Source organism: Acidovorax sp. Root70 (assembly GCF_001428225.1).
Lineage (GTDB): Bacteria > Pseudomonadota > Gammaproteobacteria > Burkholderiales > Burkholderiaceae_C > Acidovorax.
In genome coordinates, this window is record NZ_LMHQ01000003.1 from 73,392 (window position 1) to 86,422 (window position 13,031).

A 13,031-nucleotide genomic window follows, 5' to 3' on the forward strand; every position below is an offset into this window, starting at 1 on the left:
AGGGTGCGGGCGCCGGGCTTTGTATTTTTGGACTCCGCAGGGCGAGAGATGCACGGAATGACGCAATGACCTGGATCGACTTTGTAAACCTACTGATCAATGGATTGATCGAGGGCCTGGTGGTGGCATTGCCCGCCTTGGCCATGACCCTGGTGATGGGCGTCAACCGCTTTCCCAACGCCGCCACGGGCGACATGATGACCACCGGCGCCTACGCGGCCGTGGCGGTGCAGCTGCTGGGCGGCTGGCCGCTGTGGGCGGCGGCGCTGGGCAGCATGGTGGTCACGGCCCTGGTGTCTGCAGGCTCGTACACGCTGATTTTTCGCAAGCTGGCCGGGCGGCCCATGGTGTCGTCCATGCTCGCGGCCATTGGCCTGGGGTTTTTGCTGCGCAGCCTGATCGGCTTTTTTGCCGGGCACGACCAGCGCACGTTTGACCTGCCCCTGGTGCGTGCCTGGAATTTTGGCGGCATCCGCATCCTGCCCACCGACCTGGCAATTGCGGCGGTGGCCGCCGCATGCCTGCTGGTGGTGTTTGTGCTGATCTACCGCACCAGTTTTGGCCGCCAGTTGCGCGCCGTGGCGGACAGTGCCGACCTGGCGCGTGCCAGCGGCATCCGCGCCAACGGGCTGATGCTGAGCCTGTGGTTGCTGGTGGGGGCGCTGTCATCGCTGGGCGGCGTGCTGCTGGGCATGAAGGCCGTGGTCAGCCCCGAGATGGGGTGGGAGAGCCTGATCCCCGCGTTTGCCGCCATGGTGCTGGGTGGCATCGGTAGCCCGGTGGGTGCGGTGTTGGGTGCGCTGCTGCTGTGTGTGGCGCAAGAGCTGGCGGTGCCGCTGATGGGGCCGTCGTACAAGCTGGTGCTGTCGTTTGTGGTGCTGGCGCTGGTGCTGCTGGTGCGCCCGGCGGGCATCATGGGCCGCGTGCAACTGGTGCGGTAAGGAGTCCGATTCATGATTGCTTATCTGTGTGCCATTGGCATTGTTGCCCTTATCTATTGCTTGCTCGCGCTGGGCCTGAACCTGCAGTTCGGCCTGACCCGGCTGGTCAACTTTGGCGTCGTGGCGTTCTTTGCCGTGGGCGCCTACACCTCGGGCCTGCTGGCGCTGCAAGGCGTGCCGCTGGTGCTGTGCTTTGTGGCGGCTGGCGTGCTCGCTGGTGTGCTGGCGCTGCCCATCGGCTTGCTGTCGCTGCGGCTGCGGGATGACTACCTGGCCATCGTCACGCTGGGTTTTTCTGAGGCGGTGCGCATCTCCATCCAGCAAGAGAGCTGGTTGACCAAAGGCGTGCAGGGCTTGCCTGGTCTGCCCAAGCTGTTTGCGTCCTGGGGCAGTGGCACGTCGGACATGGCGATCTTTGTCACGCTGCTGGCGGTGGTTGCGGTGGTGGCATGGGGCACGGTGCGCCTGGCGGCCAGCCCGTTTGGGCGCCTGCTCAAGGCCATTGGGGACGATGAGCCCGCACTGTCGGCCCTGGGCAAGGACCCGGCCTGGTTCAAGGTGCAGGTGTTCATGCTGGGGGCTGCGCTGGCCGGGCTGGCTGGCGCGTTCTATGCCCACTTCATCACCTTCATCACGCCCGAGCAGTTCATCCCGCTCATCACGTTTTATGTGTGGATGGGCCTCGTGATGGGCGGCTCGGGCACCGTGCGCGGCGCGGTGTTTGGATCGCTGCTGCTGATGGTGTTTCTGGAGGGCTCGCGTTTTGCCAAGGACTGGGTGCCGGGTGTGTCGGAGGTTGGCATGGCCAGCCTGCGCCTGGCGGCGGTGGGCCTGGCGCTGATCCTGGTCACCTTGTACAAGCCCAACGGCCTGTTTGGAGGCAAATCCCAATGACTGCAACAACGATGCTGAAGGTGGGCGCCGTCACGCGGCAGTTTGGGGGCTTTAAAGCGGTGGACGGGGTGTCACTGCAACTGGCCGCGGGCGAGATTCTCGGCATTGCAGGCACCAACGGTGCGGGCAAGAGCACGCTGTTTGCGGCCATTGCCGGACAGCAGCCCGCGGATGCGGGGCAGATCCACTTTGAGGGACAGGACATCACCCGCATGCCCCCATATCGCCGGGCCCGGCTGGGGCTGGTGCGCACGTTCCAGATTCCGCGGGAGTTCAAGAGCCTGACGGTGCACGAAAACCTGATGGCTGCCGCTGCCAACCCGCAGGGAGAGCGGCTGCTGAACGCCTTCTTCCAGACCCGCGCCCGCCGCGAGCATGAGGCACAGCTCTCCATCAAGGCAGACCGCATCCTGCAGTTTTTGAACCTGGCGCGGGTGCGCGATGTGAAGGCGGGTGGCCTCTCGGGTGGGCAAAAGAAGCTGGTGGAGCTGGGCCGGGTGCTGATGCTGGACCCGCGCTGCATCTTGCTGGACGAGCCGTTTGCCGGGGTCAACCCGGTGCTGATCGAAGAGATTTGCGACCGCGTGCGCGAGCTGAACGGGCAGGGCATCGCGTTCATCGTGATCGAGCACCACCTGCAGGCGCTCAAGTCGCTGTCGAACCGCATGATCGTGATGGACCGGGGCAGCATCCTGGCCGAGGGCGACCCGCACACCGTGCTGGACGACCCACGTGTGCAGGAAGCCTATATGGGAGGGGTGGTATGAGCGGCGCAGACAACTTGCTGCAGATCGCGCAGTTGCGCGGTGGGTATGCCGAGGTGGACATCATTCACGGCATCGATCTGGCCGTGGCGCCGGGCGAGATCGTGACCATTGCGGGCACCAACGGTGCGGGCAAGTCGACCCTGGTCAAGGCGCTGCTGGGCTTGCTGCCGCGTGTGGCAGGCACTATCCACCTGGGCGGACGCGACATCACGGCCCTGTCAGCCGAAGACCGTTTTGACGCGGGCCTGGCTTATGTGCCGCAGGTGGCCAACGTGTTTCCGTCGCTCACCGTGCGCGAGAACCTGCTGGTGGTGCGGGGCGTGGCAAACATCAAGCGCCGCATGGACGAGGTGCTGGCTGATTTTCCGGCGCTGGTGGAGCGCTTGCCGCAGCCCGCCAGCAACCTCTCGGGCGGCGAGCGCCAGCAACTGGCCTTTGCGCGGGCCCTCATGCCGTCGCCCCGCATCATGGTGCTCGATGAGCCCACGGCAGCGCTGGCACCGTCATTGGTGGGCAAGGTGTTCGACATGGTGCAGAAGCTGCCCGCCGCAGGCGTGGCGGTGCTGATGGTAGAGCAGCGCGCACGCCAGGCGCTGCAGATCAGCCAGCAGGGCTACATCCTGGACCAGGGTCGTTGCGTGTTGCAGGGCCCGGCGCAGGGTCTGCTGGCCGATGAGCGGATGGCGCAACTTTACCTGGGCAACCACTGAGCCGCAGGGCACACAGCCCTGAATGAAGAACACCGAGGAGGCGGCAAGCCTGCTCGGTGTTTTGCTACCTATTTAATAGCTATTGATGCTTGATGGACTAGCACTAGCGGCCGTTTTTATGCTTAACGAAGCACCAGCACCGGGATGTGCGAATGCGTCAGCACATGCTGGGTTTCGCTGCCCAGCAGCAAGCGCTTGATGCCCTTGCGGCCGTGCGAGGCCATCACGATCAAATCACACTTGTGCTTCTTGGCGGCTGCGATCACGGCCTCGGCCACCAGGTCGGACTTGGCGACCACGGCCTTCACGGTCACGCCTTGCGTGCCGCCCTGGGCCTTCACGCCATCAACCATGGCCTGTGCGGAATCGCCCCATTGGGCTTCGATGCGTTTGACATCGTTCATGTCCACCGGCATGCCGCCTTCAAAGTAGCTGCGGGGATAGCGGGGCACCACCTTGAGGGCGACCACGGTAGCGCCGGTCAGTGCGGCCAGCGACAGGCCATGTTCCACCGCTTTGTCTGACAGAGGGGATCCGTCTGTGGCGATCAGGATGCGTTTGTACATAAAAGGGCTCCTCAAAGTGATGGAACAAGCTTAGGATGAATCATGTTCTGGGGCTTGATCCACGTCAATGTACTGGCGATGTCCCGCAGATAGGCTTGACCCATGTCCATGTTTCAACCCGGTGCGCCGGCTGCATCTCCGGCGCTCCAGCCTGACAGCGTGACAAACCCGTTGCCGATGCAGCGGGTGGAGCTGCTGGACGACCCCCAGGAGTGGCTGGCGTTTGGCCGCCCTTGCACACCGGCAGGGACCCCATTGGCCGGTAGCGCGGCGGACAGCGCTTCGGCAGACCCCGCATCCACAGCCTGGGACTCCCAGGTGGTGCTGGAGGGCATGCACTGCGCTGCCTGCGCCCTCACTATTGAAGATGCTTTGCGGGCCGTGCCGGGCGTGGTGCAGGCCGATGTGAGCGCCGCCACACGTCGGGCCCGCGTGGTGTGGCAACCTGGCCGGGTTGTGCCGTCGCAGTGGATGGAGGCTGTGCGCCGAGCGGGTTACCGCGCCATGCCGGCGATGGATGCGTTTGCGCGCGACCAGCGCCTGCGCGAGAGCCGCCGCGCGCTGTGGCGTTGGCTGGTGGCAGGCTTTTGCATGATGCAGGTGATGATGTACGCGTGGCCTGCCTACGTGGCGCAGCCGGGCGACCTGTCGGGCGAGATGGAGCAGCTGTTGCGCTGGGCTTCGTGGGTCATCACGCTGCCCATGGTGGTCTTTTCTTGCGGTCCTTTTTTTGCCAGTGCGCTGCGTGACATCCGCCTGCGCCGGGTCAGCATGGACCTGCCCGTGGCACTCGGCATGGCGATCACTTTTGTGGTCAGCACCGCAGGCACCTTTGATCCCGCAGGCATCTTTGGCAAGGAGGTGTACTACGACTCCTTGACCATGTTCGTGTTCTTCCTGCTCACCGGTCGCTGGCTGGAGCTGCGCCTGCGCGACCGCACGGCGGGCGCGCTGGAGGCCGTGATGAACCGCCTGCCCGACAGTGTGGAGCGCCGCGCGGCGGATGGCAGCTTCACCCGCGTGGCCACGCGGCGGATTGGGGCGGGAGACACCATCCGCGTGCTGCCAGGGGAGGCTTTCCCAGCCGATGGCCGCATCACGGCGGGCAGCACCCACGCCGACGAGGCTTTGCTGACGGGCGAGTCCACTCCCGTGGCACGCCCTGTGGGCAGCAGCGTGACAGCGGGCAGCTACAACCTGCAGTCGCCCGTCGAGGTGCTGGTGGAAGGCACCGGTGGGCAGACCCGCTTTGCGCAAATTGTGGCCCTGATGGAAAGCGCGTCGCTGCAGAAGCCCCGCCTGGCCCAACTGGCTGACCGCATTGCACGGCCTTTCCTGGTGGCCGTATTGCTGGCGGCAGCGCTGGCTGCTGCCTACTGGTGGCCGTCGGACCCTGGGCATGCGTTGATGGTGGCGGTGGCGGTGCTTATCGTCACCTGCCCGTGCGCGTTGTCATTGGCCACCCCGGTGGCCATGCTCACCGCCGCGGGTACGCTGGCGCGCCATGGCGTGCTGGTGCGCAATCTGCAGGGGCTGGAAGCGCTGGCCCAGGTGGATACCATGGTGTTTGACAAAACGGGCACGCTGACCCGGGACGGTATGGCGCTGCAGGCCGTGCGTCCTGCCGGCAGTTGCAGCGCAGAAGAGGCGCTGGACCTAGCAGCCGCGCTCGCGCGCCAGTCGATGCACCCGGCTTCGCGGGCCCTGGCTGCGGCGGCTGCACGGCAGGCCCCGTTGGGACGCTGGCAGGTGAAGGGCCTGCAGGAAGATGCGGGGCAGGGGCTGACCGCCACTGTGGAGGACGTCACCGGGGGAATGGTCGCGCGGACGATCCGCCTGGGTTCGGCCCACCATGCGGGTGTTGCCAGCGATGACAGTGGTGCTGCGCTGCAGGTGGTGCTCTCGGAACAAGCGTCGGATGGAGCCCTGCGTGAGCTGGCCCGCTTCGATCTGATGGAAGACTTGCGGGCCGAGGCCTCGGCCGTGGTCCAGACGTTGCAGCAAGACGGCGTCGCCGTGCAACTGCTCTCGGGTGACCGCCGCGGGGCGGTGCAGCGGGTGGCCGCGCAGGCGGGCATTGCCCGCGTCCAGGGCGAGTGCACGCCTCAGGGCAAGCTGGCTGCCTTGCAGGCGCTGCAGGTGCAGGGCCACCATGTGGCCATGGTGGGCGACGGCCTCAATGATGGCCCCGTGCTCGCAGGTGCCCATGTGTCGTTTGCCTTTGGGCGTTCCGTGCCGCTGGCACAGTCGCGGGCGGACTTTGTGGTGCTGGGTGACAGCCTGGCGTTGGTGCCGCAGACCGTGTTGCTGGCACGCCGCACCTTACGCGTGGTCCGGCAGAATCTGTGGTGGGCTGCGGGCTACAACGCGCTGTGTGTGCCACTGGCGGTGGTGGGCTGGATGCCCGCCTGGTTGGCCGGGCTGGGCATGGCGCTCAGTTCGCTGCTGGTCGTGCTCAATGCAGCGCGCCTGGCGCGCGACCTGCCTTCGCTGCCAGGATGGCAGGGATCGCAGCCGAGGGAGGGCACGGTGCCTGTGCGCCCAGACTCCTTGGCTGGCAGCCCGCCGCCGCAGCCTCTCGATCTTTCCAAAAACCCACTGGAGCCCGTCTGATGGACATCCTGTATTTGCTGATTCCGTTGTCCGTGATGTTGGTGCTTCTGATCCTGGGAGGACTGTGGTGGGCGGTGTACCACGGGCAGTTCGAAAGCGTCGAACAAGAGGGGGAGCGCATTCTCCGAGACGGTTGACTTGTGTCAATGCCCGATAGCCGCGACTGCAACAAACTCTTACTGCAATATAAAGAGGTGCCCGATGGATTTTCCAAAAACAAATGCTGCGCACTACAACGATACGGTAGTGCGGCAGTTCTCTATACTGGCCGTGGTGGTGGGGGTGGTTGGTATGCTGGTAGGCGTCATCATCGCCGCCCAGCTCGCCTGGCCAGAACTCAACTTTGGCATTCCCTGGCTCAGCTATGGCCGCTTGCGACCTTTGCACACCAATGCGGTGATCTTTGGTTTTGGCGGTAGCGCGCTGTTTGCCACCAGCTACTACGTGGTCCAGCGCACCAGCCAGGTCCGGCTCTTTGCTGGTCCTTTGGCTGCCTTCACCTTCTGGGGCTGGGTGCTGGTCATTGCCGCCGCGGTAGTCAGCCTGCCCATGGGTTATACCCAAGGCAAGGAATACGCCGAGCTCGAATGGCCCATCGACATCCTGATCACGCTGGTCTGGGTGTCCTATGCCATCGTGTTCTTTGGAACCATTGGAACCCGCAAGGTCAAGCACATCTACGTGGCCAACTGGTTCTTTGGTGCCTTCATTCTGGCCGTGGCTCTGCTGCACCTGGTGAACAGCGCAGCCATTCCTGCGGGCTTTATGAAGAGCTACTCGGCCTATGCCGGTGTGCAGGATGCCATGGTGCAATGGTGGTACGGCCACAATGCGGTGGGCTTCTTCCTGACCGCTGGCTTCCTGGGCATGATGTACTACTTCATCCCCAAGCAGGCAGGCCGTCCGGTGTACAGCTATCGCCTGTCCATCGTCCACTTCTGGGCGCTGATCTTCACCTACATGTGGGCCGGCCCACACCACCTGCACTACACCGCGCTGCCCGACTGGACGCAATCGGTGGGTATGGTGTTCTCGCTCATCCTGCTGGCCCCCAGCTGGGGCGGCATGATCAACGGCATCATGACCCTGTCGGGCGCATGGCACAAGCTGCGTGACGATCCCATCCTGCGCTTCCTGATCGTGTCGCTGTCGTTCTACGGCATGTCCACGTTCGAAGGACCCATGATGTCCATCAAGACCGTCAATGCCCTGAGCCACTACACCGACTGGACCATTGGCCACGTGCACTCGGGTGCCTTGGGCTGGGTGGGTCTGATCTCGATGGGCTCGCTGTATTACCTGGTGCCGCGCCTGTTCGGCAAGGACAAGATGCACTCCGTCAAGGCGATCGAGCTGCACTTCTGGATGGCCACTATTGGCATCGTGCTGTATATCGCCGCCATGTGGATCGCCGGTGTGATGCAAGGCCTGATGTGGCGCGCGGTCAACCCCGACGGCACGCTCACCTACACCTTTGTGGAAAGCGTGAAGGCCACCTATCCCTTCTATGTGATTCGTGTGGCGGGTGGCTTGCTGTACCTGGGCGGCATGCTGGTCATGGCCTGGAACGTGTGGCTGACTGCCATCTCGGGCCGTTCGGTCAAGGTCGCCATTCCTGCAGTGAATACGGCCCACGCTTGAGTCCGAAGGAGATCATTCATGTCCAATAACAACCCATCTGCTTCGACCGGCTTCTCCCATGAAAAGGTGGAGACCAACAACTTTCTGATGATCGTGCTGATCCTGATCGTGATCGCCATTGGCGGGCTGGTCGAGATCGTGCCCCTGTTCTTCCAGAAGTCCACTACCGAGGCGGTCAAGGGCGTGGAGCCCTACAACGCGCTGCAACTGGCTGGCCGCGACATTTACATCCGCGAGGGTTGCTACAACTGCCACTCGCAGATGATCCGCCCCTTCCGCGCCGAGACGCTGCGGTACGGCCACTACTCGGTGGCGGGCGAGTTTGTGTATGACCATCCCTTCCAGTGGGGCAGCAAGCGCACGGGTCCTGACCTGCACCGTGTGGGCGGCAAGTACAGCGACGAATGGCATCGCATCCACCTGAACAACCCCCGTGATGTGGTTCCCGAGTCCAACATGCCTGCGTACCCCTGGCTCGAAAAGAACCAGGTGGACCCTGCCGTCATGGCGCCTCGCATGAAAGCGCTGCGCACCGTGGGTGTGCCTTACACCGACGAGCAGATCACTGCTGCGGCGGGCGAGGTCAAGGGCAAGACGGAGCAGGACGCGCTCATCGCCTACCTGCAAGTCATGGGCCGTGCGCTCAAGTAAGCGAAGGAGATATCCCATGGACATCACCACCATGCGCATCGTCGCCACCCTGGCATCGATGGCCTGCTTCATTGGCATCTGGGTCTGGGCCTACCGGGGCCGTAACCAGTCCCGGTTTGACGAGGCGGCCCAGCTGCCGTTCGACCAAGATTGACCTTCACCAGAACGAGAACACCCCATGAGTGACTTCACCAGCAATTTCTGGTCGGTCTTTGTGACCACGATAACCCTGGCCGGCATCATCGCCTGCGGCATTCTGCTTTGGATGGCAGGCCGCAAGAAGGTGGCAGCCACCTCCGATAACACCACAGGCCACGTCTGGGACGAGGATCTGGTCGAGATGAACAACCCCCTGCCGCGCTGGTGGGTGTGGCTGTTCGTCATCACCATTGTCTTTGGCCTCGGCTACCTGGCCGCTTACCCGGGCCTAGGCAGCTTCACCGGTAAGCTCAACTGGACGCAAAAGGGCGAGTACGAAGCCGAGATGGCCAAGGCCAAGACGGAGTTGGAGCCGCTGTATGCCCGCTTTGCTTCCATGAAGCCCGAGGACGTGGCCGGAGACCCCCAGGCCCATGCGATCGGCGAGCGCTTGTTCATGAACAACTGCGCACAGTGCCACGGCTCGGATGCTCGCGGCAGCAAGGGCTTCCCGAACCTGACGGACAACGACTGGCTGCATGGTGGCACCCCCGAGAAGATCCGCGAGACCCTGGAGAAGGGCCGCATCGGCAACATGCCTCCCATGGCGGCTGCTGTGGGTAGCCCGGAAGACGTGCGCAATCTGTCGCACTACGTGCTGAGCCTGTCGGGCAGCCCGCATGACTCGCTGCGTGCTTCGCTGGGCAAGCCCAAGTTTGCAGCCTGCGCAGCCTGCCATGGCATGGACGGCAAGGGCAACCAGGCGCTCGGCGCTCCCAATCTGACCGATGACATCTGGCTGCATGGCTGGGGTGAGGCGGCCATTACTGCCATGATCAACAACGGCAAGGTCAACCAGATGCCTGCCCAGGCCGAAAAGTTGACTGAGGCACAGATCGGCGTACTCTCTGCCTATGTCTGGGGTCTGTCGAACAAGCAGGTGGCAGCGCGTTGACCTGGCAACCGGACGGCACTGTAGGTGCCTTCCGGTGTTTTTCTGAGCGACCCATCCTGCTTCCCTATCCATAAAGCGACACCATGAGTACACCCAGCGAGCCCGCTCGCAAGGTCATCCCGATCACGCCAGTCGCCCCCGATGCATCTTCCGCGGGGGAGATCATTTCGTTGTACGAAGCGCAGAAAAAGATCTATCCGCGCTCCATCAGCGGTTTGTTTGCGCGCTGGCGCTGGGGCATGGTGTTTCTTACCCAGTTGGTGTTTTATGGATTGCCCTGGTTCGAATGGGGGCAGCGCCAGATGGTGCTGTTTGACCTGGGGGCTCGCAGGTTCTACATCTTCGGCTTGGTGCTGTACCCGCAGGATTTCATCTACCTCACCGGCCTTTTGATCATTTCGGCGTTGTCGCTGTTCCTGTTCACAGCCGTGGCGGGGCGTCTGTGGTGCGGCTTTGCGTGTCCGCAAACGGTGTATACCGAAATGTTCATGTGGATCGAGCACAAGATCGAAGGGGAGCGCAGCGCACGCCTTCGTCTGGACAACGGTCCCTGGACGTTCGAGAAAATTCGCAAGAAGTTTTTCAAGCAGGTCGTATGGATTGCCGTGGCTTTGTGGACTGGGTTCACCTTCGTCGGGTACTTTGTGCCTATCCGCGAACTGGGCAGCGAACTGCTGGCGTTCCAGGGCGGCTGGCAGATTTTTTGGGTCCTGTTCTACGGTTTTGCTACCTATGGCAACGCAGGCTTCATGCGTGAGCAGGTCTGCAAGTACATGTGCCCTTACGCGCGCTTTCAGAGTGCGATGTTTGACAGGGACACCCTGATCGTCACGTACGATCCAGAGCGGGGCGAGCAGCGAGGTCCGCGCAAGAAGAACGTCGATTACAAAGCCCAGGGGCTGGGCGACTGCATTGACTGTTCCCTGTGTGTGCAGGTCTGTCCGGTGGGCATTGATATCCGCAACGGCCTGCAATACGAATGTATTGGCTGCGGCCTGTGCGTGGATGCCTGCAACACAGTGATGGACAAGATGCAGTATCCACGCGGACTGATCCGCTATTCCACCCAGAACGGGGTGGCCAAGCGCTGGACGCAATCTCAGATCTTCCGCCGAGTGCTGCGCCCCAGGGTACTGATTTACAGCGCAGTTCTGGTGGCCCTCTGCGTGGCCATGCTGGCCAGTCTGGTGGTGCGTACGCCGCTGAAAGTGGACGTTGTGCGTGACCGCGCTGCACTCTCGCGCATTGTGTCGGGCGGCAAGCTGGAGAACATTTACCGGTTGCAGATCATGAATGCCACCGAGGGCGAGCAGCGCTATCGCATCAGCGCGCGTGGGTTGGAGGGGCTGGAGGTAGCCTCTGAGGCCGATGTGGATATTGGGCCTGCAGAGTCCCGCTGGGTGGCTGTGCGCCTGCAGATTCCGTATGGCTCGGCCACGCCGGGATCGCACGCGGTCCAGTTTGACGTGCAGGCCGTAGGGGCTGCCACCCATGTGACGGAAAAATCCGTATTTCTCGTGCCGCGCTGAGCGGCGTCCCGGAGCGGCCCGTCAGGACCGCACTTTGATCGAATTTGTTGAGGAGTAGAGCGCCATGCCTTCAAACCCTGCCATCGCTACGCCGGCAGTTTCCCCGCCCTGGTGGAAGTTTGGCCACGTGTGGCTGGTGATTGCCGGGCCTGCGATCGTGATCGTGGCCGGCTTTGTAACCCTGTGGCTCGCGATTTCGCGGCCCGATCCCGTGGTGGCCGAGGACTACTACCGCCAGGGTATCGAGATCAACAAGACCCTGGTCGCTCCAGGTAAGAGTCTGGCGCCGGCCCTCAAGGCCCGCAACCATGCGGCCACCCCGGTCCAGGACCAACCACGCTGACAACCCTGCGGTCTCACGCCTGAGCGTGACCGCATGCAGCACCAGGAGACAAAATCGATATGTGGACGCAACGCCTGATGTGGATTGCCTGGCCCGCCTTCTTGATGGCGGGCGTGCTGGAGATGCTTGTTTTTGCCATGGTGGACCCCCAGGACCTGCACTGGTTCGGGCAGCCTCTGGCGTTTTCGAGGGAGGGTGTCTACACCCTTGCTTTTTTTGCGTTCTGGGCCATCACCATGGCCACCAGCGCACTGACGACACTGCTGTCCATGTCACCCTTTGAGGTCAACCGGTGTCCGGTGCCCAATGCGGAGCGGCCCGACGATTGCCGCAAGACATCTTCTTGCTCCTGAACTTTGTCGGTTGCCTGTCTGGGCTCGCGTTGCGTGCCCGGCGGCAATGAGCCAGCACTGCACGAACCTGGTGTAGTGCCCGGCTCTGGGCGAGTGCCGCCGTTGCTCAGTGGCAGGTTTGCTGGCTATTCACAATGCGCCGCAGGGCATCGGTGTCGAGGATGCGGACATGGCGCTGCTTGACCTCCACGATACCTTCCTCCACAAACTTGGAGAACGTGCGGCTGACCGTTTCGAGCTTGAGGCCTAGGTAGCTGCCAATCTCTTCTCGCGTCATGCGCAGCACCAGCTCGGACTGCGAGAAGCCCCGCGCATGCAGGCGCTGTACGAGGTTCAGCAAGAAGGCTGCCAGACGCTCTTCTGCGCGCATGCTGCCGAGCAGCAGCATCACGCCATGCTCGCGCACAATCTCGCGGCTCATGATCTTGTGCACATGGTGCTGCAGGGCCGTGACTTCACGTGACAGCTCTTCGATACGGTCGAAAGGCATGACACAGACCTCGGCGTCTTCCAGTGCCACCGCATCGCAGGTGTGGTGGTCATTGACGATGCCGTCCAGCCCGATGATCTCGCCCGCCATCTGAAACCCCGTGACTTGGTCGCGACCATCTTCGGTGGCCACGCAGGTCTTGAAGAATCCTGTGCGGATCGCATAAAGGGATGTGAAGGATTCGCCATTGCGGAACAAGGTGCCGCCACGCTTGACCTTGCGACGCACAGCAACGACCTCGTCGATACGCTGCAGCTGTTCTTCATTCAGGCCCACAGGCATGCACAACTCCCGAAGGTTGCAGTTGGAGCAGGCGACTTTGATGGTGAGCGGATTCATAAGCACTTGGACTTGGGTTGGTGGCCGGGCATATCGCGCTTGCCGCGCATGGACATTTGAGCATGGCGCGGGCCAGCGGCTGACCTTCATCAAATTGTCGC

15 protein-coding genes are annotated in these 13,031 nt (G+C 63.0%); 13 read left to right on the plus strand and 2 right to left on the minus strand.

The genetic code is table 11. From position 1 onward, the window contains the following. Positions 1–65: 65 nt before the first annotated feature. The 4 genes from ASD94_RS02720 to ASD94_RS02735 are packed head-to-tail and all read left to right on the plus strand — an operon-like array spanning position 66 to position 3,312. Positions 66–941, plus strand: a complete 876-nt coding sequence (locus ASD94_RS02720) for a branched-chain amino acid ABC transporter permease (RefSeq protein WP_056638232.1) — start codon at positions 66–68, stop codon at positions 939–941. A 12-nt stretch (positions 942–953) separates the two neighbouring features. After that, positions 954–1,835, plus strand: a complete 882-nt coding sequence (locus ASD94_RS02725; protein ID WP_056638235.1) for a branched-chain amino acid ABC transporter permease — start codon at positions 954–956, stop codon at positions 1,833–1,835. Next, positions 1,832–2,602, plus strand: a complete 771-nt coding sequence (locus ASD94_RS02730) for an ABC transporter ATP-binding protein (protein ID WP_082576724.1) — start codon at positions 1,832–1,834, stop codon at positions 2,600–2,602. The genes ASD94_RS02725 and ASD94_RS02730 overlap by 4 nt, the downstream gene beginning before the upstream one ends. Then, positions 2,599–3,312: an ABC transporter ATP-binding protein gene (locus tag ASD94_RS02735; protein WP_056638240.1), complete on the plus strand. Its 714-nt coding sequence runs from the start codon at positions 2,599–2,601 to the stop codon at positions 3,310–3,312. The genes ASD94_RS02730 and ASD94_RS02735 overlap by 4 nt, the downstream gene beginning before the upstream one ends. 122 nt (positions 3,313–3,434) lie before the next feature. Here the strand turns inward: ASD94_RS02735 and ASD94_RS02740 are convergent, their stop codons facing one another. Further along, the gene (locus tag ASD94_RS02740; RefSeq protein ID WP_056638243.1) at positions 3,435–3,878 is read right to left on the minus strand and encodes a universal stress protein; all 444 of its coding nucleotides are present in this window, start codon (positions 3,876–3,878) and stop codon (positions 3,435–3,437) included. Positions 3,879–3,986: 108 nt separating this feature from the next. Here ASD94_RS02740 and ASD94_RS02745 point away from each other — a divergent pair, with 108 nt between their 5' ends. The 9 genes from ASD94_RS02745 (at position 3,987) to ASD94_RS02785 (ending at position 12,101) form a co-directional block, all read left to right on the plus strand. After that, a complete protein-coding gene (locus tag ASD94_RS02745; protein ID WP_369818018.1) occupies positions 3,987–6,491 on the plus strand; it encodes a heavy metal translocating P-type ATPase in 2,505 nt (834 codons plus the stop codon). After that, positions 6,491–6,628: a cbb3-type cytochrome oxidase assembly protein CcoS gene (ccoS, locus tag ASD94_RS02750; RefSeq protein WP_010460651.1), complete on the plus strand. Its 138-nt coding sequence runs from the start codon at positions 6,491–6,493 to the stop codon at positions 6,626–6,628. Before ASD94_RS02745 ends, ccoS begins: the two co-directional genes overlap by 1 nt. A 64-nt stretch (positions 6,629–6,692) precedes the next feature. After that, entirely contained in the window at positions 6,693–8,132 is a 1,440-nt protein-coding gene (ccoN, locus tag ASD94_RS02755) for a cytochrome-c oxidase, cbb3-type subunit I (protein ID WP_056638247.1), read from the plus strand. Positions 8,133–8,150: 18 nt separating this feature from the next. After that, positions 8,151–8,783: a cytochrome-c oxidase, cbb3-type subunit II gene (gene ccoO, locus ASD94_RS02760; protein WP_056638251.1), complete on the plus strand. Its 633-nt coding sequence runs from the start codon at positions 8,151–8,153 to the stop codon at positions 8,781–8,783. Positions 8,784–8,799: 16 nt separating this feature from the next. Then, complete coding sequence (locus ASD94_RS02765; protein WP_056638254.1) at positions 8,800–8,937, plus strand: cbb3-type cytochrome c oxidase subunit 3; 138 nt, start codon at positions 8,800–8,802, stop codon at positions 8,935–8,937. A 24-nt stretch (positions 8,938–8,961) separates the two neighbouring features. Continuing rightward, positions 8,962–9,876 carry a cytochrome-c oxidase, cbb3-type subunit III gene (gene ccoP, locus ASD94_RS02770; protein ID WP_056638257.1) on the plus strand — a complete coding sequence of 305 codons (915 nt, stop codon included), beginning with the start codon at positions 8,962–8,964 and terminating at the stop codon, positions 9,874–9,876. Between the two features lie 83 nt (positions 9,877–9,959). Beyond that, the gene (gene ccoG / locus ASD94_RS02775; RefSeq protein WP_056638260.1) at positions 9,960–11,405 is read left to right on the plus strand and encodes a cytochrome c oxidase accessory protein CcoG; all 1,446 of its coding nucleotides are present in this window, start codon (positions 9,960–9,962) and stop codon (positions 11,403–11,405) included. 64 nt (positions 11,406–11,469) lie between these two features. Continuing rightward, the gene (locus ASD94_RS02780; RefSeq protein WP_056638263.1) at positions 11,470–11,748 is read left to right on the plus strand and encodes a FixH family protein; all 279 of its coding nucleotides are present in this window, start codon (positions 11,470–11,472) and stop codon (positions 11,746–11,748) included. A gap of 59 nt (positions 11,749–11,807) precedes the next feature. After that, entirely contained in the window at positions 11,808–12,101 is a 294-nt protein-coding gene (locus ASD94_RS02785) for a hypothetical protein (protein WP_056638267.1), read from the plus strand. Positions 12,102–12,207: 106 nt separating this feature from the next. Here the strand turns inward: ASD94_RS02785 and fnr are convergent, their stop codons facing one another. Further along, on the minus strand, positions 12,208–12,930 hold the full coding sequence (gene fnr / locus ASD94_RS02790) for a fumarate/nitrate reduction transcriptional regulator Fnr (protein ID WP_015014806.1): 723 nt from the start codon (positions 12,928–12,930) through the stop codon (positions 12,208–12,210). Positions 12,931–13,031: the final 101 nt, after the last annotated feature.

Coding starts and splice junctions, on each gene's coding strand:
- ASD94_RS02720 (WP_056638232.1), top strand. CDS start 66: ATGACCTGGATCGACTTTGTAAACCTACTGATCAATGGATTGATCGAG.
- ASD94_RS02780 (WP_056638263.1), top strand. CDS start 11,470: ATGCCTTCAAACCCTGCCATCGCTACGCCGGCAGTTTCCCCGCCCTGG.
- ccoG (WP_056638260.1), top strand. CDS start 9,960: ATGAGTACACCCAGCGAGCCCGCTCGCAAGGTCATCCCGATCACGCCA.
- ccoN (WP_056638247.1), top strand. CDS start 6,693: ATGGATTTTCCAAAAACAAATGCTGCGCACTACAACGATACGGTAGTG.
- ASD94_RS02745 (WP_369818018.1), top strand. CDS start 3,987: ATGTTTCAACCCGGTGCGCCGGCTGCATCTCCGGCGCTCCAGCCTGAC.
- ASD94_RS02730 (WP_082576724.1), top strand. CDS start 1,832: ATGACTGCAACAACGATGCTGAAGGTGGGCGCCGTCACGCGGCAGTTT.
- ccoS (WP_010460651.1), top strand. CDS start 6,491: ATGGACATCCTGTATTTGCTGATTCCGTTGTCCGTGATGTTGGTGCTT.
- ASD94_RS02725 (WP_056638235.1), top strand. CDS start 954: ATGATTGCTTATCTGTGTGCCATTGGCATTGTTGCCCTTATCTATTGC.
- ccoO (WP_056638251.1), top strand. CDS start 8,151: ATGTCCAATAACAACCCATCTGCTTCGACCGGCTTCTCCCATGAAAAG.
- ASD94_RS02735 (WP_056638240.1), top strand. CDS start 2,599: ATGAGCGGCGCAGACAACTTGCTGCAGATCGCGCAGTTGCGCGGTGGG.
- ASD94_RS02765 (WP_056638254.1), top strand. CDS start 8,800: ATGGACATCACCACCATGCGCATCGTCGCCACCCTGGCATCGATGGCC.
- ASD94_RS02740 (WP_056638243.1), bottom strand. CDS start 3,878: ATGTACAAACGCATCCTGATCGCCACAGACGGATCCCCTCTGTCAGAC.
- ASD94_RS02785 (WP_056638267.1), top strand. CDS start 11,808: ATGTGGACGCAACGCCTGATGTGGATTGCCTGGCCCGCCTTCTTGATG.
- ccoP (WP_056638257.1), top strand. CDS start 8,962: ATGAGTGACTTCACCAGCAATTTCTGGTCGGTCTTTGTGACCACGATA.
- fnr (WP_015014806.1), bottom strand. CDS start 12,930: ATGAATCCGCTCACCATCAAAGTCGCCTGCTCCAACTGCAACCTTCGG.